General features: G+C 61.8%; 18 protein-coding genes. 9 read left to right on the top strand and 9 right to left on the bottom strand.

Going from position 1 to position 18,166, the window contains the following annotated elements; all coding sequences use genetic code 11:
- Window positions 1-56: 56 nt before the first annotated feature.
- From argS to PVV74_RS18005, 3 genes are read right to left on the bottom strand one after another with little or no spacing between them, the layout of a single operon-like run.
- Window positions 57-1,802, bottom strand: coding sequence for an arginine--tRNA ligase (gene argS, locus PVV74_RS18015; RefSeq protein WP_103761139.1), 1,746 nt, complete (start codon window positions 1,800-1,802; stop codon window positions 57-59).
- A gap of 48 nt (window positions 1,803-1,850) precedes the next feature.
- Window positions 1,851-3,698 (bottom strand): cation:proton antiporter, encoded by a 1,848-nt coding sequence (locus PVV74_RS18010; protein ID WP_274594195.1) that lies wholly within the window; start codon window positions 3,696-3,698, stop codon window positions 1,851-1,853.
- 3 nt (window positions 3,699-3,701) lie between these two features.
- The gene (locus PVV74_RS18005; RefSeq protein WP_103761137.1) at window positions 3,702-4,871 is read right to left on the bottom strand and encodes a deoxyguanosinetriphosphate triphosphohydrolase; all 1,170 of its coding nucleotides are present in this window, start codon (window positions 4,869-4,871) and stop codon (window positions 3,702-3,704) included.
- A 77-nt stretch (window positions 4,872-4,948) separates the two neighbouring features.
- Here PVV74_RS18005 and PVV74_RS18000 point away from each other — a divergent pair, with 77 nt between their 5' ends.
- Window positions 4,949-5,275 carry a HesB/IscA family protein gene (locus tag PVV74_RS18000; protein WP_057789486.1) on the top strand — a complete coding sequence of 109 codons (327 nt, stop codon included), beginning with the start codon at window positions 4,949-4,951 and terminating at the stop codon, window positions 5,273-5,275.
- 1 nt (window position 5,276) lies between these two features.
- On the opposite strand, the gene PVV74_RS17995 is transcribed toward PVV74_RS18000, so the two are convergent.
- Genes PVV74_RS17995 through PVV74_RS17985 form a run of 3 tightly spaced genes read right to left on the bottom strand, consistent with a single transcriptional unit; the run spans window position 5,277 to window position 7,589 of the window.
- Complete coding sequence (locus PVV74_RS17995) at window positions 5,277-6,179, bottom strand: DMT family transporter (protein WP_274594194.1); 903 nt, start codon at window positions 6,177-6,179, stop codon at window positions 5,277-5,279.
- Window positions 6,176-7,252, bottom strand: coding sequence for a DUF6902 family protein (locus tag PVV74_RS17990; RefSeq protein ID WP_274594193.1), 1,077 nt, complete (start codon window positions 7,250-7,252; stop codon window positions 6,176-6,178). Before PVV74_RS17990 ends, PVV74_RS17995 begins: the two co-directional genes overlap by 4 nt.
- Before the next feature lie 43 nt (window positions 7,253-7,295).
- Complete coding sequence (locus PVV74_RS17985) at window positions 7,296-7,589, bottom strand: DUF6749 family protein (RefSeq protein ID WP_274594192.1); 294 nt, start codon at window positions 7,587-7,589, stop codon at window positions 7,296-7,298.
- 325 nt (window positions 7,590-7,914) lie between these two features.
- Here PVV74_RS17985 and xth point away from each other — a divergent pair, with 325 nt between their 5' ends.
- Window positions 7,915-8,697: an exodeoxyribonuclease III gene (gene xth / locus PVV74_RS17980; RefSeq protein ID WP_274594191.1), complete on the top strand. Its 783-nt coding sequence runs from the start codon at window positions 7,915-7,917 to the stop codon at window positions 8,695-8,697.
- On the opposite strand, the gene PVV74_RS17975 is transcribed toward xth, so the two are convergent.
- The gene (locus tag PVV74_RS17975) at window positions 8,694-9,863 is read right to left on the bottom strand and encodes an FAD-dependent monooxygenase (RefSeq protein WP_274594190.1); all 1,170 of its coding nucleotides are present in this window, start codon (window positions 9,861-9,863) and stop codon (window positions 8,694-8,696) included. The two genes, xth and PVV74_RS17975, sit on opposite strands and share 4 nt — an antisense overlap.
- Window positions 9,864-9,935: 72 nt before the next feature.
- A complete protein-coding gene (gene dksA, locus PVV74_RS17970; RefSeq protein WP_057790282.1) occupies window positions 9,936-10,358 on the bottom strand; it encodes an RNA polymerase-binding protein DksA in 423 nt (140 codons plus the stop codon).
- Between the two features lie 204 nt (window positions 10,359-10,562).
- On the opposite strand from dksA, the gene PVV74_RS17965 reads away from it, so the two are divergent.
- From PVV74_RS17965 to PVV74_RS17935, 7 genes are all read left to right on the top strand, one after another.
- On the top strand, window positions 10,563-11,402 hold the full coding sequence (locus PVV74_RS17965; protein WP_274594189.1) for an AAA family ATPase: 840 nt from the start codon (window positions 10,563-10,565) through the stop codon (window positions 11,400-11,402).
- A gap of 353 nt (window positions 11,403-11,755) precedes the next feature.
- Window positions 11,756-13,111 carry a DUF2927 domain-containing protein gene (locus PVV74_RS17960; RefSeq protein WP_274594188.1) on the top strand — a complete coding sequence of 452 codons (1,356 nt, stop codon included), beginning with the start codon at window positions 11,756-11,758 and terminating at the stop codon, window positions 13,109-13,111.
- Between the two features lie 17 nt (window positions 13,112-13,128).
- Window positions 13,129-13,296, top strand: coding sequence for a hypothetical protein (locus PVV74_RS17955; protein WP_170067084.1), 168 nt, complete (start codon window positions 13,129-13,131; stop codon window positions 13,294-13,296).
- A gap of 8 nt (window positions 13,297-13,304) precedes the next feature.
- Complete coding sequence (locus PVV74_RS17950; protein WP_103761129.1) at window positions 13,305-14,489, top strand: vWA domain-containing protein; 1,185 nt, start codon at window positions 13,305-13,307, stop codon at window positions 14,487-14,489.
- A gap of 152 nt (window positions 14,490-14,641) precedes the next feature.
- Window positions 14,642-15,583, top strand: coding sequence for a nucleoside hydrolase (locus PVV74_RS17945; protein ID WP_274594187.1), 942 nt, complete (start codon window positions 14,642-14,644; stop codon window positions 15,581-15,583).
- On the top strand, window positions 15,580-16,026 hold the full coding sequence (locus tag PVV74_RS17940; protein ID WP_274594186.1) for a GNAT family N-acetyltransferase: 447 nt from the start codon (window positions 15,580-15,582) through the stop codon (window positions 16,024-16,026). Before PVV74_RS17945 ends, PVV74_RS17940 begins: the two co-directional genes overlap by 4 nt.
- A gap of 32 nt (window positions 16,027-16,058) precedes the next feature.
- Window positions 16,059-17,477 (top strand): protein adenylyltransferase SelO, encoded by a 1,419-nt coding sequence (locus PVV74_RS17935; protein WP_274594185.1) that lies wholly within the window; start codon window positions 16,059-16,061, stop codon window positions 17,475-17,477.
- Window positions 17,478-17,479: 2 nt separating this feature from the next.
- Here the strand turns inward: PVV74_RS17935 and PVV74_RS17930 are convergent, their stop codons facing one another.
- Window positions 17,480-18,130, bottom strand: coding sequence for a hypothetical protein (locus PVV74_RS17930; protein WP_274594184.1), 651 nt, complete (start codon window positions 18,128-18,130; stop codon window positions 17,480-17,482).
- Window positions 18,131-18,166: the final 36 nt, after the last annotated feature.

Here is an 18,166-nt window from a genome sequence, read left to right as displayed (position 1 = left end):
CGATACTTGGCCGCCGGGTTGGATTACTGCCACGTCCCCGGCGCTGGCACGGTTTATTACCGCATCTCTTCGGCCGGAGTTACGCCCAAGATACCAAGACCGGCGGAAATAACAACGGTTACGGCCCGCGCAAGCGCAATTTTCGCCTGCGAACCGGCGATATCGGTCTCGTCAAGGAAGCGAAGCGCAGGCAAGTCGTTACCCCGGTTCCAGAGGCTGTGCAGGTCGCTGGCGAGGTCGTAGAGATAGAAGGCCACGCGATGCGGCTCGTTTGTGCGACCTGCGATCTCGACCAGCCGGGGCCATTCGGCGATTTTCTTTGCCACGGCGAGTTGTGCGGTGTCCTGAAGCACCGAGAGATCCGCGCCGGCCAAGGTGGTGTCATCGACATCGATGCCGGCCTCGCGTGCCTTGCGCATTACGGAAGAAATCCGCGCATGAGCGTATTGCACGTAAAAGACCGGATTTTCCTTGGATTGCTCCAGGACCTTGTCGAAGTCGAAATCGAGCGGCGCGTCGTTCTTGCGGGTCAGCATGACGAAACGGGTGACGTCCGGACCGACCTGGTCGACCACGTCGCGCAGCGTGACGAAGGTCCCTGCCCGCTTGGACATCTTGAACGGCTCGCCGTTCTTGTAGAGTTTCACCAACTGGGTGAGCTTGATGTCGAGCGGCACGCGGCCATCGGTGAGCGCGCTGACGGCGGCCTTCATCCGCTTGACGTAGCCACCGTGGTCGGCCCCGAAGACGTCGATCAGCGCGTCGAAGCCACGCTCGACCTTGTCGTAGTGGTACGCGATGTCGGGCGCGAAGTAGGTCCAGCTGCCATCGGATTTCTTGACCGGGCGATCGACGTCGTCGCCATGTTCGGTGGACTTGAAGAGCGTCTGTTCGCGCGGCTCCCAATCCTCGGGCTTCTTGCCCTTGGGCGGCTCGAGCACGCCTTCGTAGATCAGACCCTTGGCTTGCAGCGCGTCAAGCGCCTGTTCGATCCGGCCCGTGCCATAGAGGGACTTCTCGCTGTAGAAGACGTCCATCCGGACACCGAGCGCGCGCAGGTCTTCGCGGATCAGATCCATCATCGCGTCGGTGGCGAAGTCGCGGACCTCTTCCAGCCAGACGGCCTCAGTCTGGCCGACATATGCATCGCCCACCTTCGCCTTGAGCGCTTCACCGACCGCGATGAGGTAGTCGCCCGGATAAGTGCCGTCTTCGAAGGCGATTTCCTGGCCATGCGCCTCAAGATAACGCAGGTAGACGGAGCGTGCGAGCACGTCGACCTGGGCGCCGCCGTCGTTGATGTAGTATTCGCGGGTGACGTCATAGCCCACGTAATCCAGCAGGCTGGCCAGCGCGTCGCCGAAGACCGCGCCGCGGGTGTGACCCACATGCAGAGGACCAGTCGGGTTGGCCGAGACGTATTCGACATTGACCTTCTTGCCGTTGCCCAACTCGGACCGGCCATAGGCCTCACCGCGCTCAAGCGCGGCGCGCAGGACGTCCTGCCAGAGCGTGTCCGACAGGCGCAGGTTCAGAAAGCCCGGTCCCGCCACTTCGGCGCTCTCGATCCGGTCATCGGCGGCCAAGAGACCGGCCAGCGTGTCGGCGATATCGCGGGGTTTCTGGCCAGAGGGCTTGGCCAGAACCATCGCCGCATTGGTGGCCATGTCGCCATGCGCGGGATCGCGGGGCGGCTCGACCGTGACGTTCGACATCTCAAGGCCGGCCGGCAGTTTCCCCTGCCCCTGCATGGTATCAAGGGCGGCAAGGACGCAGGCGCGGATTTCGGTAAACAGATTCATCGGACAATCCTTCATTTCGGCGCCGGTTTATCACCCGGGCCGGTCGCGTCAATCCGCGCTGTCCGTCTCGGCGGCCGCCTCGGGCGTCTTGTCTTCGCGCGGGGGCCCAAGCCAGAGAAGCTTGAACTCGCCGCCGGTCTCGACTTTCGAGGTCTCGGACAGGATCCGTAGACCGGTGGCCGGGCTGTGCGTGGCGAGGGGGATGCCTTCTTCGTTCTGGGCTGACCAGTCCTCCATCGTGAAGTCGTCGGTCATGTTGGTGGCGCGGACCTGCCAGTCTTGGACCATCCTGCTCGCCAAATCGGTATAGCCATAGCCCTGCGCCACGACGCGCCCACCCAGCGAGGCGGGAAGCGCGTGGCGCTTGCTGTCCTGCTTGGCGCGGCCAAGCTGGTAGACGTTCTCGCGCCCGAATTCCGGCGCGAGGTCGGTGGCGACCAGCGTGTTGTAGGCGTCGTTGTCACTGAGCGCGAGAACGACGCCGTATTTCATGATCTCGGCGCTGTGCTCGGCGGCCTCTGACAGCACGTCGCCGAAAAAGGTCGGCAACCCGGCTTCACGTGCGCTGCGCAGGCGGGCACGGTTGGTGTCGGTGATCAGGATCGGCACCTCGAGGTCCTGAAGTGTTTTCGCGAAGGAGGTGGCGAATTGCGAACCACCCGCCAACAGAACGCCCGGCTGCCCCTTGCCCGCCAACCCCATGGCGCGGGCCAGCGGGGCCAGCGTGAAGCCGTGCAGAACTACGGTCGCGGCGACCAGCGCAAAGGCGAAGGGTGTGAGAAAGGCCGCGTCCTCGACCCCTTCGGCCACAAGCCGCTCGCCGAAAAGGCCCGCGACCGCGACCAGCACGACCCCGCGTGGCCCGGTCAGCCCGACAAGCAGTCGCTCGCGGAAGGGAATGTTGGTGAAGGCCAGTGAGAACAGCACCGTCAGCGGGCGCACCAGCAGGATCACGACCGCCACCATTGCGGCCGCGTTCCAGTTGATCCTGTTGAGTGTTGCAACGTCCATGCTGGCCGCCAAGAGGATAAACACCCCCGAGACCAGCAGGATCGTCGCGTGCTCCTTGAAGCGGCGCAGTTCGGTATAGCTGGGCAGGTTGGCGTTGGCCATCACAACGCCCATCACGGTGACGGCCAGAAGGCCGCTTTCGTGAAGCATGTAATCGGTGACAGCGAAGATTCCGAGCAGGATGGCGAAGAGCACCGGCACCTTCATGTATTCCGGCACGTACGCCCGGCGGAACGCCTCGCTGAGAACCCAACCTCCGGCCCAGCCAAGCGCGCCCGCCACGACGATACCACGGATGATCTGCCAAGCCGCGAGGCCGAGACTGCTCTCGCTGGCCGTCAGGACGACAACCTCGAAGGCCAGCACGGCGGCAAGCGCGCCGATAGGATCGTTTACGATGGCTTCCCATTGCAAGAGCTGCGCGGGACGACGATTGAGACGCGCCTGGCGCAAAAGCGGTGCGATGACTGTGGGGCCTGTGACGATCATGATGCCGCCGAAGACAGCGGAACTTTCCCAACTGAGACCGCCCACATAATGCAACGCCAGGGCGCTGCCGATCCAGCCCACGGGCGCTCCCAGCAGAACGAGACGCTTAACGCCCTGCTCGGCCCCGCGCAGGGAGTGGAAATCGAGCGTCAGCCCTCCCTCAAAGAGAATGATGGCCACGGCAATGGAAATCATAGGCCCCATCAGCGTGCCGATGTCGCGTGCCGGATCAAAGATTCCGAGGATCGGTCCCGCAATGAGGCCCGCGGCGAGCATCAGCACGATCGCCGGCATCCGCAGGCGCCACGCCACCCATTGGGCCCCGACGCCGAGCGCCCCCACCAGCGCGACCGCCATGACCGGGTCGATCGCCCCTTCCGCACCGCCAGTTGCCATAGGCTATATTCCCTTTCTCTCGCTCATGTCGGCGTCGCCGCCCAACAGCCGCGCATGAGCCTCGAGCGCGAACCGGTCCGTCATTCCCGCGATATAGTCCGCGACCAGACGCGCCAGCGCCGTTTCATCGGGGGCATCGGCCACGTCCTGAAGCCACCGCCGCGGAAGGAAGTCGGGATGCGACATGTAGAACGGAAACAGGTCCTCGACTACGTTGGTGACACGCTTGCGCATCTCGACCACTTTGGGAGCGCGGTACATACGTTTGAAAAGAAAAGACCTTATCTGCTGAAGATCAGACCACATTGGATCGGAAAAGCGGATAACGGGGCGGCCAAGGTCACGCACTGCCTGGGCGTCGGCCGGCGCAGCGCGCTGAAGACGCGCATGCGAGGTTTCGATCACGTCCGTGACCATGACGCCAAAGACTCGACGCAGCGCCTCGTGTCTTCGGCGATAAGGATCGAGTCCGGGATATTTTGCATCCACTTCACGATAGCACGCGCCGACGACCGGAAGCTCGGCAATGTCGTCTTCGCTGAAAAGTTTCGCGCGCAGGCCGTCATGCAGATCGTGATTATTGTAGGCTACGTCATCGGCAAGTGCGGCCACCTGCGCCTCGGCACTGGCATAAGTGTCGAGTTCAAGGTCGTGGCGAGCATCATAGTCGGCCAGCGCATAGGGAAGGTCGCCCGAGACTGGGCCGTTATGTTTGGCGATGCCTTCCAGCGTGTCCCATGTCAGGTTCAGGCCATCGAATTCGGCATAATGCCGCTCCAGCGAGGTGACTATGCGAATGGCCTGCGCGTTATGATCAAATCCGCCATATTGCGCCATCAACGCGTCGAGCGCATCCTCGCCGGTATGGCCGAAAGGTGTGTGGCCCAAATCATGCGCCAGCGCCACGGCCTCGGTCAATTCGACATTCAGACCAAGCGCCCCGGCGATGGTCCGGGCCACTTGCGCCACTTCGATCGAGTGTGTCAGGCGGGTGCGGAAATAATCGCCCTCGTGCTCGACGAAAACTTGCGTTTTGTGCTTGAGACGACGAAACGCACTGGAATGGATGATCCGGTCGCGATCCCTTTGATAACAAGACCGAAATGCGCTTTCTTCTTCGGCGTACAGACGTGCGCGCGCTGCTGCCGGATCCGAAGCATAAGGGGTATGCATCGCCTGTTTCCTTGTCGTCCTGTCCCAGCGTTCGTATATTCCAAGATGAACGGCAAAGAAACCTTGAGGATCGCCAGATGCAAATGCCCCCCAAAGTGACGCAACGCGCCTATGAACGCCTTGCTGAAATCGGTGCCGGCGAACAGGGTCAGGCCCTGCGCGTCGCCGTCGAAGGCGGCGGGTGCTCGGGCTTTCAGTACGACATCAAGCTGGACGCGCCCACGGGTGATGACCTTGTTCTGGAAGGCGGCGATGGTCAGAAGGTCATCGTTGACAGTGTGTCCCTGCCCTTCCTGGCCGGGGCGACGATTGACTTCACCGAGGAACTGATCGGCGCGCGGTTCACCATCGACAACCCGAACGTGACCAGCGCCTGCGGTTGCGGGACGTCCTTTTCAATGTGATCTATTCGGCGGGCACGGCCGCTTTCGGTGCATGGGTCCGGACCTGGTCCCAAACCAGCCATGCGCCGGCCGCGATCAGGAGTGCGGCGCCAAGAAACACCCCTGCCCCAGTCCGTTCGCCGAACGCGAGCGATCCGATAGCGACCATCCAGAGAAATTGCAGGTTCATCAAGGGTGTGACCACATAGGCCGGAAGCAGCTTGAGCGCGGCCACGAGAACCCATCGCGCGGCAAAAAGCAGCCCGGCGTAATAGGTCACCCACATCACATCCAACCAGCCCATCGGCACGAAGACGAAAGGCAAGGCAGCGCTCATCATGACCATCAGCGCGAGGTTGGGATAGAAGACCTGCGACAGCAGCCCACCCGGGTCGCGCTGGCCGATATAGCGCGAAGCGACCATGGAAACTGCTCCCATCGCAACTGCAAGAAAAGCGACGAGATGGCCTGCCCCGAAACTGTCAAGGCCGCCAGGAAACAGCGCGGCCATGCCGAGGACGCCCAAAATCATCGCGCCCCAGACCTGCCCTCCCGCGCTTTCTTTAAGCATCACCCGCGACAGAAGCGCGGCTAGGATCGGGATGATGGCGATAAACAGGAAAACCTCGGCGAAGGGCAGCAGCTTGAACGCATAGAAGAAGGCGCAAGTGCCGATGACGGTGGCGGCGGCGCGCAGCGCCATGACGCGTGGGCATCGGGTGGCAAGCACGCGCGTGGCGGCGGATTTGCGGCCCGCCGCCAGGCAAAAGAGTGAGACCAGACCGCCGGAGAGCGCGAACATCTGGGGTGCAGCGTAAGTGGATGAAAAAAGCTTGGTGATGGCATCGGCACCTGTGATCAGTAGCGTGTAGATCACTGTCAGAAACACACCCAGAAAGACCGCCTCGCGGCCCCGGGCGATCATGCCGGTATTCCTTTGACGGTCGCGGCGCGGGAGAAGCCGTGGAAGAAGGCGTCGAAGTCGACGGCCTTTTCGGCGGCCTCGACCACCTCGCGGGCCTCGGCGGTCAGGAGCGGGTCGATGCGGGTGCGCATCCGGGACCAGTCGGCAATGCGGTCGCCCTCGAGGCGGTACATGCATTCCGACAATTCGCGCAGCGGGGCCACGTGCGGCCTTGGCGCGGTGATCCGAAGCCCGCCTTCGGGAAGCATCGTACCGAACCCGCCAAGCCCGGCAGTGGACAGGAACCATTGGACCATCAGGTAGGGATGGTAGTCGTCCGACACCCAACCAGTCGCGTCGGCCTCGATCACGAAATGCCGTGCCTGCGCCGCCAGCCAGCTTTCCCAGGTGTCAGGCGGAGTTTGCCCGGAAAAGCGCAGGGCGATGCAGATTTCGGCAAGGAGGTCGATGTTCATTTCGAGGAACGCTACAGTTCCGGCAAACCGCAGGCTGTCGATGAAAACGGCTGGCAGGTCGGGATCGCGGTGGCCGTACTCGGACAGATAGAAGACAATATGAGTGAGTTCGTAGGCGGCCTTTTTGTTGGGGAGCGTGAACGTCGCGCTTCGGCTGCCGAAGCCGCGCAGTCGATCATCCAGCCCAGAGTCGCAAAAGGTAGGATCTATGCCGCGGCGTAGGCAAAGGCGACGGGCCTCGGCACGCTGAAGGTCAGAGAGCTCTGCATGCACCAGCCCCTCAAAGGCAACCCACTCTACTGATCGTGCGCCCATGTCTCCGGGCATGCCGAGATCCTCGAGGTCGAGGCAAAGCGACAGGAGGAACCGGTAATATTGGGGGAAGAACGCAAGCTTGCGATCCAACGTGATGTAGTGCGGGTCAAATGGAGCAAGGGCCGAAAGCGGTAGCTTTGCGCCTGTGCTCGTCAGAATGTTCAGAACCTCGGCGTTTTCCTTGAGCCAGAAGACGTCGGTGTCAGGCCGCCGCTCGCAGGCGAAGCGTTGCAGGAGCGCGGTTTGCCGGGCGTCCCGCGTGGTCTGGCGGAACGGAAGGTCGAGTGTGACAACGGATCCCATAGTTATGATATCCCTGTAATTTGTTTCCGTTCCGCCGTAGGTCTTAGAGGCTTGACGTGAAGGCGCCGACAATTTCGCCTTCGCCGGCACGCTCTGTCCGGACGGGGCTGAGGCTGGACGTGAATGCTTCGACGGCGTCGCCAGCGCTGGTGGTGGTTCCGGTCACCGGGCCGAGGCTGGAGGTGAAGAGGTCAACCGAGTCACCGGTTGCGCTGTCGGACGTTGCGCTGGCGGCCAAGCTGGAGGTGAAAGCTTCGACAGCGGTGCCGTCGTGCAGGCTGGCCTCGATAGAAGCGGCGGAGTTTTCGGCGAAACGATTTTTGCGAAGTGCAACCATTGGTGGTCTCCTGATTTGGTCAACACTCAAAACGGTTACACGCAAAACGGGTTTTGCAAACTGAAATTCGCGGTTAGCGAGTTATCCACAAGGCTAATTTTCTGATCGCGATTTTCGCGCGGCCTTGCCTGCTTTTCCGTGCGCTGCTTTGCAGCGCACGGAAAAATTTGTTTTCCACAGCGCAACGAATCTGTGGATAACCGGATGATTGTTTCCAATTTAAGCCGAATCAGCCTCGATGAGAATCGTTAAGGAAGTCCTTGTTCCGGCTTGCCTCGCCATTCGTGCTGAGCGATAGATTGCAAAGAACCGAGGGGGGCCGTGCATGAAGATCGCCAGTTTCAATATCAACGGCATCAAGGCCCGGCTGAGTGCCCTGACCGATTGGCTGGATGAAGCACAACCTGATGTGGCGTTGCTGCAGGAGATCAAAACGGTCGACGAAGGCTTTCCCCATGAACCATTCGAAGACCGCGGGTATAACGTAGAAACCCATGGTCAAAAGAGCTTCAACGGGGTTGCGATTCTGTCAAAACTGCCCTTGGAGGACGTCACACGTGGCCTGCCCGGCGATGACGAAGACGACCATGCGCGGTGGATCGAGGCGACGGTCGTGGGCGAGAAATCGTCGGTGCGTCTGTGCGGGCTTTACCTGCCCAACGGAAACCCGGCGCCGGGTCCGAAATACGACTACAAGCTTGCCTGGATGCAACGTCAAAAGAAGCGCGCCGCCGAGTTGCTTGCGACCGAGGAGCCCTTTTTGATGGCAGGCGATTACAACGTTATTCCACAGGATGAGGACGCCAAGCGCCCAGAGGCCTGGGCCGAGGACGCGCTGGCCCTGCCGCAAAGCCGGGGAGCCTTTCGCGAGCTTCTGGCCATGGGATTCACCGAGGCCTTCCGTGCGCGTGTGCCTGGGCCCGGCCACTACACATTCTGGGATTATCAGGCGGGCGCCTGGAACCGGGACGACGGCATCCGCATCGACCATTTCCTGCTGAGCCCGCAGGCGGCGGACCTTTTTGTCGGCGTGGGCATCGACAAGGATGTCCGCGGTCGGGAAAAGCCCTCGGATCACGTGCCGATCTGGGTCGAACTGGATGCTTAGACGTCCGTCGCCGTAACGTCGTAGCCGTAGATCCAGTCGAACTGTCCAACCATGCGGCCGGGCATCAAAGCCCCGCCAATACGAAGGGCGGCGTGTGCCGCGGCGCGGAGCGGCGGAAAACTAAGGTGGTATTTCCAGGCATTTCGGCTGGCGGTGTCTACAACCCGTCGCACGCGGTCAAAACGCATGTCTTGGTAAGCACTTAGCGCGGCTTCCAAAGTCGAGCCGTCGCCAAGGCAACGGCCAAGAGCGAAGGCGTCTTCCAGCGCCATATTGGCCCCTTGCGCCATGAAGGGAAGCGTAGGATGGGCCGCGTCTCCGGCCAGAACCACGGCACCCAAATGCCATTTTGCGGCCACCGAATGGCGGAAAAGCCCCCAGCGATTCACTTTTTCCACCCGGTCGAGCAAATCCTTCGCGTCGCGCCCGAAATCCCCGAAGACGCCGCGCAGCGTTTCCGGATCATCCTCGGCGGTCCAGCTTTCCTCGTGCCACTGAGCCCGTTCCTGTACAGCGACGAGGTTGCGCATACGCCCGCCGCGGAGGGGATAGGTGACAAGATGCCGGTGTGGGCCCATGAACACCTGCGCCTGAGGGTCGGCGCCGGTTTCGGGTATCACGGCGCGCCAGGCCACCTGCCGGGTAAAGAAAGGGGCGGACGTGCCGTTGAGCGCCTGTCGCGCAACCGAATGGAGCCCGTCGGCGCCGACCACCAGATCGCAGTCGAGCATGGATCCGTCCTTCAGGGTGACCTGGGGCGCCGGTCCCGGCGTCACGGACATCGCCGTATGGCCCAGCGATATCTCGACCCCTGCTGCAAGGGCTGCGTGTTCGAGGATGTGGACGAGGTCGGCGCGATGCACGAAATGGTAGTCACCGCATGGCAGCCGCGCGAGATCGAGACGGACGACTTCGGTCCCCTTGTAGTCGCGCAACAGCACCGACTGCCCGCGCACGGATTTCGCCCTCAGCGCACTGCCCAAGCCCAGCTTTTCGAGCACGACGAAGCCGTTGGGACTGATCTGCAGGCCCGCGCCCACTTCCGTGATCCGGGGGGCTTGTTCAAGAACGCGCACGGCGGCGCCCGCGCGGCGCAGCATGATCGCCGTTGTCAGCCCACCAATGCCTCCGCCGAGAACGATGCAATTGAGAGACGCGATATCCATGACGATCCTTTGAATGCGAAAACGCCGAAGCAAAAGCCTCGGCGTCTTGAATTCGCTTAGGTTCTCCGGCGATCAGTCGTCGCGGTGAACCTTTTCGCGCCGTTCGTGACGTTCTTGCGCCTCGAGACTCATTGTCGCGATCGGGCGCGCATCCAGACGCTTGAGGCTGATCGGCTCGCCGGTCACTTCGCAATAGCCGTATTCGCCCTCGTCAATCCGGCGCAGCGCAGCGTCGATCTTGGCGACAAGCTTGCGCTGGCGATCGCGTGTGCGCAGTTCCAGCGCCCGGTCGGTTTCCTCGCTGGCGCGGTCGGCCACGTCGGGGATGGCGCGCGTGCCGTCCTGAAGGCCCTCGATGGTATCGCGGCTGTCCTCGAGCAATTCGCTCTTCCAGGTCAGCAGCTTGCGACGAAAATACTCCACTTGCCGTTCGTTCATGAACGGCTCGTCTTCGGCCGGAGTGTAATCCTCCGACAGAACCACGTCCTGTTTCATTTCCACTCCCTCCTGCAGGTCCCCGTCGGTCACCCAACTTCCCCTTTAGAAATCCACCTTGTGGCGTGCAATTACACGCGCCTCGACAGATTGTCACTACACAAATGCCCGCCATTGATGTGAATTCCCCATGACACTAGGGTGCTGCAAAAATTCCATGCGACCCGCCACTTGCGCGTGGCGGGACCAAGAAAAGGGACGCTCATGAAATTCGAAGGCACCGACGCCTATATCGCCACCGACGACCTGACCGTCGCGGTAAATGCCGCCGTGACTCTGGAGCGCCCCCTTCTGGTCAAAGGCGAGCCGGGCACCGGAAAAACCGAGTTGGCCCGGCAAGTTGCCAACGGCCTGGGCCTGCCGATGCTGGAGTGGAACATCAAGTCCACCACCAAGGCACAGCAGGGTCTTTACGAGTACGACGCGGTGTCGCGGCTGCGCGACAGCCAGTTGGGCGAGGAACGCGTGCACGACGTGCGCAACTACATCCGCAAGGGCAAACTGTGGCAAGCGTTCGAGGCCGAGGAAAAGATCGTGTTGCTGATCGACGAGATCGACAAGGCCGATATCGAGTTTCCCAACGACCTGTTGCAGGAACTGGACCGTATGGAGTTTCACGTCTACGAGACCGGCGAGACCGTCCGCGCGGTCCAGCGGCCGATCGTGATCATCACCTCGAACAACGAAAAGGAACTGCCCGACGCCTTTCTGCGACGGTGTTTCTTCCATTACATTCGTTTTCCGGACCCCGATACGATGAAACAGATCGTCGAGGTTCACCATCCGGGTATCAAGGAACGGCTGCTGACCGAGGCGTTGACGCAATTTTATGACATCCGAGAACAATCGGGACTGAAGAAGAAGCCTTCGACCTCGGAAGTGCTGGACTGGCTGAAGCTTATCCTGGCCGAAGACCTGACGGCGGAAGACCTCAAGCGCGACGGGGCCGACGCCCTGCCCAAGCTGCATGGGGCGCTACTGAAGAATGAGCAGGACGTGCACCTTTTTGAACGGTTGGCCTTCATGGCGCGTCGGCAACGCTAAAGTTTTCGTCTGAAAATTCGACACCGGCACGCAAACGCGTGCCAAAGCGGCAACAATCATTCCCCAGAATGGAGACGGGAAATTCCGTATGTCCAGAATTCGGGGATCATTCCAAATGGACTTCGAATCGTGATTCGGATTGCTGGCGATTCGGCCACAGTTTTGTCTTTTTTGCTCCTTACTGGGAACGAAGTAAGAGGCAATCAAGGCACCTGTCCGGTAGGCTGTATTGAGCAGGTCGAAATGCGTGCGGTCAAGGACGCGCAGAACGATCAGGCGGCGACTGCGCCGGATGGCAGGGTGAATCACGACGACCGCCTGCCACTAGAGTTGATACAGGCATCGGGGGGCTTATGCGCCGCGTCATTCTTCCATTGTTCCTTATGCTGGGCGCGTGCGTTCCGGGTCCCTCCAGTGAAATGCCGACCCGTGCGGCCACACCGTCCGCCAGTTCCCTGCCCGCGTTGAAGTCCTTCTCCGCGCCGCGCCCGGTCCCGCCGTCACGGTCCAACAGCGATATAGCTCGGGATTTCCTGGAACTGTCCTTCCAGCTTGAGTCGGGACGAAAGTTGAAGAATTTCTCGCGGTTCGAGGGACCGATTTCCATACGGGTCACGGGCAATCCTCCGTCGACGCTTATTCCCGATCTCAACCGGCTGGTGCACCGCCTGCGCACCGAAGCAAAAATCGACATCGCCCGCGTCCGGTCCGACCTCGCCAACATCACCATCGAGGCCGTGCCGCGGGCAAAGATCCGCAGGCACCTGCCCAAGGCGGCCTGTTTCGTGGTCCCCAATATCAGCCGCCTGTCAGAGTACCGCGCGGCGCGCAACAAGCGGCAGACGAACTGGAGCACGCTGATAGAGCGTAAGAAGATCGCGATCTTCCTGCCCAACGATGCCTCGCCGCAAGAGGTGCGCGACTGCCTGCACGAGGAAGTCGCGCAGTCGCTGGGCCCGCTCAACGATTTATACCGGCTACCCGACAGCGTGTTCAACGACGACAACGTGCACACGATTCTTACTGGCTTCGACATGCTGATCCTCCGGGTCTACTACTCGCCGGATCTGCGTTCGGGCATGACACGAGGACAGGTCGCGGCGCGACTGCCGTCGATCCTGTCGCGCCTCAATCCTGCCGGCGATTCAATTGCGCCGCACGCACTGTCATCGACCCCGCGGGCCTGGATCAAGGCGGTGCAGACCGCGCTTGGCCCCGGCGCTGGCCATTCGCAACGGCTGGTGGCCGCAGCCGAGGCACTGCGTATCGCAGACGCTATGGGCTGGTACGATCACCGACGGGCGTTTTCGCATTTCGCCATGGGGCGCCTGACCCAGGCCAGCCAACCCGATACCGCATTCGAGCATTTCCGCCTCGCCGAGCGGTTCTACAGCCAGACCCCCGGCACCGAGCTGCACCGCGCCTATTCCGCCTCGCAGTTGGCCGCGTTCGCCATTGCCGAGGGCAATGGTCAATTGGCCCTGACCATCCTGGCGCCGCATCTTGCGATCGCGGAACGTCATGAAAACGCCGCGCTTCTGTCTACGCTGATGTTGCTCAGGGCCGAGGCGCTGGACCTGACGGGCCGCGTCGCTGAGGCGCAGTCGGTGCGGCTGGACAGTATCGGCTGGGCGCGGTACGGGTTCGGCGCGGACTGGGCGGTACGCGCGAAACTGCGGGAGATCTCATCGCTCAGCCCCCTGAAGTGACCTGACGGGAAGACACGATGATCGTAGTATTCGGCGCGATCCTGGGCGCGAGCCTGGGAGCATTCACCGCGTGGCGGCGCAAGGGGCGAACTGCCGACATTCTTCTTTACGCGGCGGTCTATTGCCTGATTTTCACCCTGCTCGGGCTTTTCGCTACGCTGATTATTCACCGCATGTCGATCTGAGGTAAGCGATGTTCCTGCCCTTCTTCGAGAATCTCAGGAAGGCGGGCCTGCCGGTCTCGCTGCGCGAGTACCTGACCTTTTTGGAAGCGATGGGCGCGGGACTCGTGACCTATGACTTGGAGGGGTTCTACTATCTCGCCCGCACAGCGATGGTGAAGGACGAGCGGATGATCGACCGCTTCGACCGCGCCTTCGCCGCCAGTTTCGAGGGCCTGGAAGCCATCAGTTCAAACGACGTGATCGAGGCGGTCGATATCCCTCAGGAGTGGCTGGAAAAGCTGGCAGAAAAGCACCTGAGCGAGGAGGAACGGGCCGAGATCGAGGCGCTTGGCGGATTCGACAAGCTGATGGAGACCCTGAAAGAGCGGCTGAAGGAACAACAGGGCCGGCACCAGGGCGGCAACAAGTGGATCGGCACGGCGGGCACCTCACCCTTCGGCGCCTATGGTTACAACCCCGAAGGCGTGCGCATCGGCCAGAAGGAAAGCCGCCACCAGCGGGCCGTCAAGGTTTGGGACAAGCGTGAGTTCCGCAATCTCGACGATACGATCGAGTTGGGGACACGCAACATCAAGGTGGCGCTGAAGCGACTGCGGCGATGGGCGCGGGACGGCGCCGAGGAGGAACTGGACCTCGACGGTACGATCCGGGCGACGGCCGAGCACGGTTATCTCGACGTCAAGACGCGCCCCGAGAAGCGCAACGCGGTTAAGGTGCTGCTGTTTCTGGACGTGGGCGGGTCAATGGACCCACATATCAAGATGGTCGAGGAACTGTTTTCTGCCGCGCGAACCGAGTTCAAGCACCTGGAGTACTACTATTTCCACAACTGCCTTTATGAAGGCGTCTGGCGCGACAACCGCCGCCGCTGGGACGCGCAGACCCCGACCGACGAGGTGCTGCGCACCTATGGGCCGGACTACAAGTGCATCTTCGTCGGCGACGCCTCGATGTCGCCTTACGAGATTGCCTATCCGGGCGGCGCTAACGAGCACTGGAACGCCGAGGCCGGACAGGTCTGGCTGCAGCGGGCACGAGCGCAATGGCCCGAGCACCTGTGGATCAACCCGGTGCCCGAGGCCTATTGGGGCTACACCCATTCGATCGGAATGGTTCGCGAGATATTCGAGGACCGAATGGTACCGATGACCCTAGACGGTATCGAACGCGGGATGAGGGAGTTGGGCCGCTGATCCGCTTGAGTTTCCTCACCACGCAGGACGGTTTTGCTTAGACTTCCTGCCGCTCCGGTCGAACCTAGGATAACGCCCCTCCCCCGGAGTATTTCCGCCAAGAAGAATCATGCGCAGTGGACAAGCAATGTCCGCCGTGACAGGGGATTTGCATGAGCGTGCGCAAAATCATCATCGACACCGACCCCGGGCAGGACGACGCCGTCGCGATACTTCTGGCACTTGGGAGTCCGGACGAGGTCGAGGTTCTGGGAATTACCTGTGTGGCCGGCAACGTGCCGCTCGACCTGACCACCCGCAATGCAAGGATGGTCTGCGAGCTTGCCGAGCGGCGCGACATCAAGGTTTATGCCGGATGCGACCGCCCGCTGGACCGTGACCGTGTGACGGCAGAACATGTGCACGGCAAGACCGGATTGGACGGTCCCAACCTGCCCGAGCCGACGATGCAGGTTGAGGATATGCACGCGGTCGATTTCATCATCGAGACACTACGGAAGGAGTCTGAGGGCACTGTCACTCTGGTGCCGATCGGGCCGCTGACCAACATCGCCACGGCGTTCCGCAGGGCGCCCGAGATCGTTCGGAACGTGCGGGAGGTCGTCCTCATGGGCGGCGCCTATTTCGAAGTGGGCAACATCACGCCCGCGTCCGAGTTCAACATCCACGTCGATCCGCATGCGGCAGACACGGTTTTCAGTTCCGGCGTCCCGATCGTGGTCATGCCGCTCGATGTGACGCACAAGGCGCTGGTCACCCGGGCGCGCAACGATGCCTTTCGCGCCCTGGGCAACCGCGTGGGTCAAGCTGTTGCAGAGATGACAGACTTCTTCGAACGGTACGACCGCGAGAAATACGACTCGGAGGGGGCGCCGCTGCACGATCCCTGCACCGTTGCCTACCTGATCCGGCCAGAGCTGTTCTCGGGCCGACACGTCAATGTCGAGATCGAAACTCAATCGGAACTGACCATGGGAATGACCGTGACGGACTGGTGGGGAGTGACGGACCGGACGCCAAACGCGTTGTTCATCGGGGACCTGGATGCCGACGGATTTTTCGACCTACTGACCGAAAGGCTGGCCCGGCTATGACGAAACTGACCCTTGCCGCGATAGAGGACATGGAGCGCCTTATGCCGCTGGTGGCGGCGTTCCACCAAGAAGAAGGCATCGTGCAGGACGATGCGACCCGGCGGGACGCCCTTTCGCCGCTTCTGGAGGGATCGCCGCACGGTTGCGTCTACCTGGCCGGACCGAGACGCGCACCGATCGGCTATGTCACCATCACCTTCGGCTGGTCGGTGGAGTTCGGCGGACTGGATGGGTTCGTCGACGAAATCTTCATCCGCCCCGGTGTGAGAGGCCGCGGAATCGGTTCGGAAATACTTCTGACCTTGCCCAAGACGCTGGCATCGGCCGGCATGAAGGCAATTCACTTGGAGGTCAGCCGCAACAACGCAAAAGCGCGGCGCATCTACGAGAAACTGCGCTTCGAGCCACGCGAGAACTATATGCTGATGTCACGCAAGCTCTAGCGTTCGCGGGATATGCTACTATGTTTTGAGGTATGAACCTGCAAATCCCATTCGACAATTCCTATGCCCGCCTGCCCGACCGCTTTTTCACCAGACAGCCCCCCGTGCCTGTCAAAGCGCCGCAGCTGATCGTATTCAACGATGTGCTGGCGCGTGATCTCGGGATCATAACGGGCTCCGAGGACGAAATGGCGCGCGTTTTTTCTGGCAACGCGATACCAACCGGCGCTGACCCGCTGGCACAGGTCTATGCGGGGCACCAGTTCGGCGGCTTTTCACCACAATTGGGTGACGGCCGGGCCAACCTGTTGGGAGAAGTCGCTTCGAACGGGACGCGATTCGATATCCAGCTCAAAGGCTCCGGACCGACGCCCTATTCGCGAATGGGCGACGGGCGCGCCTGGTTGGGGCCAGTGCTACGGGAATACGTGGTGAGTGAGGCGATGCACGCGCTTGGCATCCCCACCAGCCGCGCGCTGGCGGCGACGCTGACTGGCGAGTCGGTGTTTCGCGACACCGGCGCCCTGCCCGGTGCCGTGCTCACCCGCGTCGCGCAAAGTCATATCCGAGTCGGCACATTCCAGTTCTTTGCAGCACGGCGCGACCTGCCCGCGCTTCAGGCGCTCTACGAACACGTGGTGGAGCGTCACTATCCCGAGGTGACTTCCCCGGCGGAGCTGCTGAACGCAGTGATCGCGCGACAGGCGCGGCTGGTGGCGCAGTGGATGTCGGTCGGGTTTATTCACGGCGTGATGAACACCGACAACACCACGCTGTCGGGTGAGACCATCGACTATGGGCCCTGCGCCTTCATGGACGCCTACCATCCCGACACCGTATTTTCGTCCATCGACATGCACGGGCGCTATGCCTTTGCCAACCAGCCCAACGTGATCGCGTGGAACATGGCCCAACTGGCGACGGCACTGGTGCCCTTGATGCCGGATCAGGACAAGGCGGTCGAAGAGTTTACAAATGCCGTTCACACCATGCCGGGCCAGGTTCATGACACCTGGCGCGCGCTTTTCGGGCGCAAAATCGGGTTGGCCGATGCGACGTCAGAGGACGAACCGATGATCGTATCGCTTTTGGATACCATGGCCGCCTCCCGCGCCGACTTTACGAACACGTTCCGGGCGTTGAGCGACGGCAAGCCCCGGGACGAATTTCTGGACCCAACGGCGTTCGACGCCTGGGAAAAGGACTGGCGCGAACGGTTGGAGCAGGAACAGGCGCCGGATGACGTGATGCGCGCGGCCAACCCAGTCTACATTCCGCGCAATCACCGCGTCGAGCAGATGATCGCGGCGGCGGTGGCCGGGGACATGGCTCCGTTTCACCGGCTGTGCGAGGTGCTGGCCGAGCCATACCGCTCCCGGAGCAATGCTGCGGACCTCGCCCGCCCACCAGAGCCGTCCGAAGCGGTCCAGCAGACCTTCTGCGGCACGTGAGGCTACTCTCGTCGGTCGCGACGTCGGCGCAGTCTGCGGAACAAGCGCGGGTTACGACGCACGAACTCGTCGATGAAGGTTCCGATACCAACATGCCGTCCCTTGAGGTAGCCATAACCCGCCGCCGCGCCCAGCAGGGCACCGACCGCGTTGATGATGAGATCGCCCATGGTGTCCTGAAGCCCGGATTTCTGCATGTTGAGCCCAAAGATCTGATCCATCGCGAATTCGAATATCTCCCAGACCGTTCCAATCGTCATGGCGAAACAGAATGCGAGGAAACTCAATTGCAGATGCGGCGCGGCGAACCGGTCGCCCTGGAACATCATGAAGACGAAGACGAAGCCGATCAGCCCGAAGGCTACGGCGGACGTGCCGTGCATGGCGATGTCCCACCACCAGAACCGTTCGTAGAAATCGAAGACCTCACCCAGGAACAGCGTGGCCGCCACGAAGATCACAACCACCGCGATGAAGGTCGGCGGCACATGCACCTGCGCCCAGTTTGCCACGACGACCGGAGTCAGAGAAAGGCCCAGCGTTGCCAGCGCCACGAAGGCCAACTCAAGCCGCAGCACGGCCAGCGCCCACAGGGCGGCTCCCGCAAGTGCCAGCCAGATGATCCGCGCCAGCCAGGTCTGATCTGCGAACATGAGCAGCGATCCTTTCTTTGTCGTACAGGTGTCGTA

This window comes from Roseovarius sp. SK2, from assembly GCF_028807495.1.
GTDB classification, from domain to species: domain Bacteria; phylum Pseudomonadota; class Alphaproteobacteria; order Rhodobacterales; family Rhodobacteraceae; genus Roseovarius; species Roseovarius confluentis.
This window is presented reverse-complemented; position numbering and strand designations above follow the sequence as displayed.

What these genes read in the sequence shown, in the direction of transcription:
- argS (WP_103761139.1), bottom strand. Translation starts at nt 1,802, where the DNA reads ATGAATCTGTTTACCGAAATCCGCGCCTGCGTCCTTGCCGCCCTTGAT.
- PVV74_RS18010 (WP_274594195.1), bottom strand. Translation starts at nt 3,698, where the DNA reads ATGGCAACTGGCGGTGCGGAAGGGGCGATCGACCCGGTCATGGCGGTC.
- PVV74_RS18005 (WP_103761137.1), bottom strand. Translation starts at nt 4,871, where the DNA reads ATGCATACCCCTTATGCTTCGGATCCGGCAGCAGCGCGCGCACGTCTG.
- PVV74_RS18000 (WP_057789486.1), top strand. Translation starts at nt 4,949, where the DNA reads ATGCAAATGCCCCCCAAAGTGACGCAACGCGCCTATGAACGCCTTGCT.
- PVV74_RS17995 (WP_274594194.1), bottom strand. Translation starts at nt 6,179, where the DNA reads ATGATCGCCCGGGGCCGCGAGGCGGTCTTTCTGGGTGTGTTTCTGACA.
- PVV74_RS17990 (WP_274594193.1), bottom strand. Translation starts at nt 7,252, where the DNA reads ATGGGATCCGTTGTCACACTCGACCTTCCGTTCCGCCAGACCACGCGG.
- PVV74_RS17985 (WP_274594192.1), bottom strand. Translation starts at nt 7,589, where the DNA reads ATGGTTGCACTTCGCAAAAATCGTTTCGCCGAAAACTCCGCCGCTTCT.
- xth (WP_274594191.1), top strand. Translation starts at nt 7,915, where the DNA reads ATGAAGATCGCCAGTTTCAATATCAACGGCATCAAGGCCCGGCTGAGT.
- PVV74_RS17975 (WP_274594190.1), bottom strand. Translation starts at nt 9,863, where the DNA reads ATGGATATCGCGTCTCTCAATTGCATCGTTCTCGGCGGAGGCATTGGT.
- dksA (WP_057790282.1), bottom strand. Translation starts at nt 10,358, where the DNA reads ATGAAACAGGACGTGGTTCTGTCGGAGGATTACACTCCGGCCGAAGAC.
- PVV74_RS17965 (WP_274594189.1), top strand. Translation starts at nt 10,563, where the DNA reads ATGAAATTCGAAGGCACCGACGCCTATATCGCCACCGACGACCTGACC.
- PVV74_RS17960 (WP_274594188.1), top strand. Translation starts at nt 11,756, where the DNA reads ATGCGCCGCGTCATTCTTCCATTGTTCCTTATGCTGGGCGCGTGCGTT.
- PVV74_RS17955 (WP_170067084.1), top strand. Translation starts at nt 13,129, where the DNA reads ATGATCGTAGTATTCGGCGCGATCCTGGGCGCGAGCCTGGGAGCATTC.
- PVV74_RS17950 (WP_103761129.1), top strand. Translation starts at nt 13,305, where the DNA reads ATGTTCCTGCCCTTCTTCGAGAATCTCAGGAAGGCGGGCCTGCCGGTC.
- PVV74_RS17945 (WP_274594187.1), top strand. Translation starts at nt 14,642, where the DNA reads ATGAGCGTGCGCAAAATCATCATCGACACCGACCCCGGGCAGGACGAC.
- PVV74_RS17940 (WP_274594186.1), top strand. Translation starts at nt 15,580, where the DNA reads ATGACGAAACTGACCCTTGCCGCGATAGAGGACATGGAGCGCCTTATG.
- PVV74_RS17935 (WP_274594185.1), top strand. Translation starts at nt 16,059, where the DNA reads ATGAACCTGCAAATCCCATTCGACAATTCCTATGCCCGCCTGCCCGAC.
- PVV74_RS17930 (WP_274594184.1), bottom strand. Translation starts at nt 18,130, where the DNA reads ATGTTCGCAGATCAGACCTGGCTGGCGCGGATCATCTGGCTGGCACTT.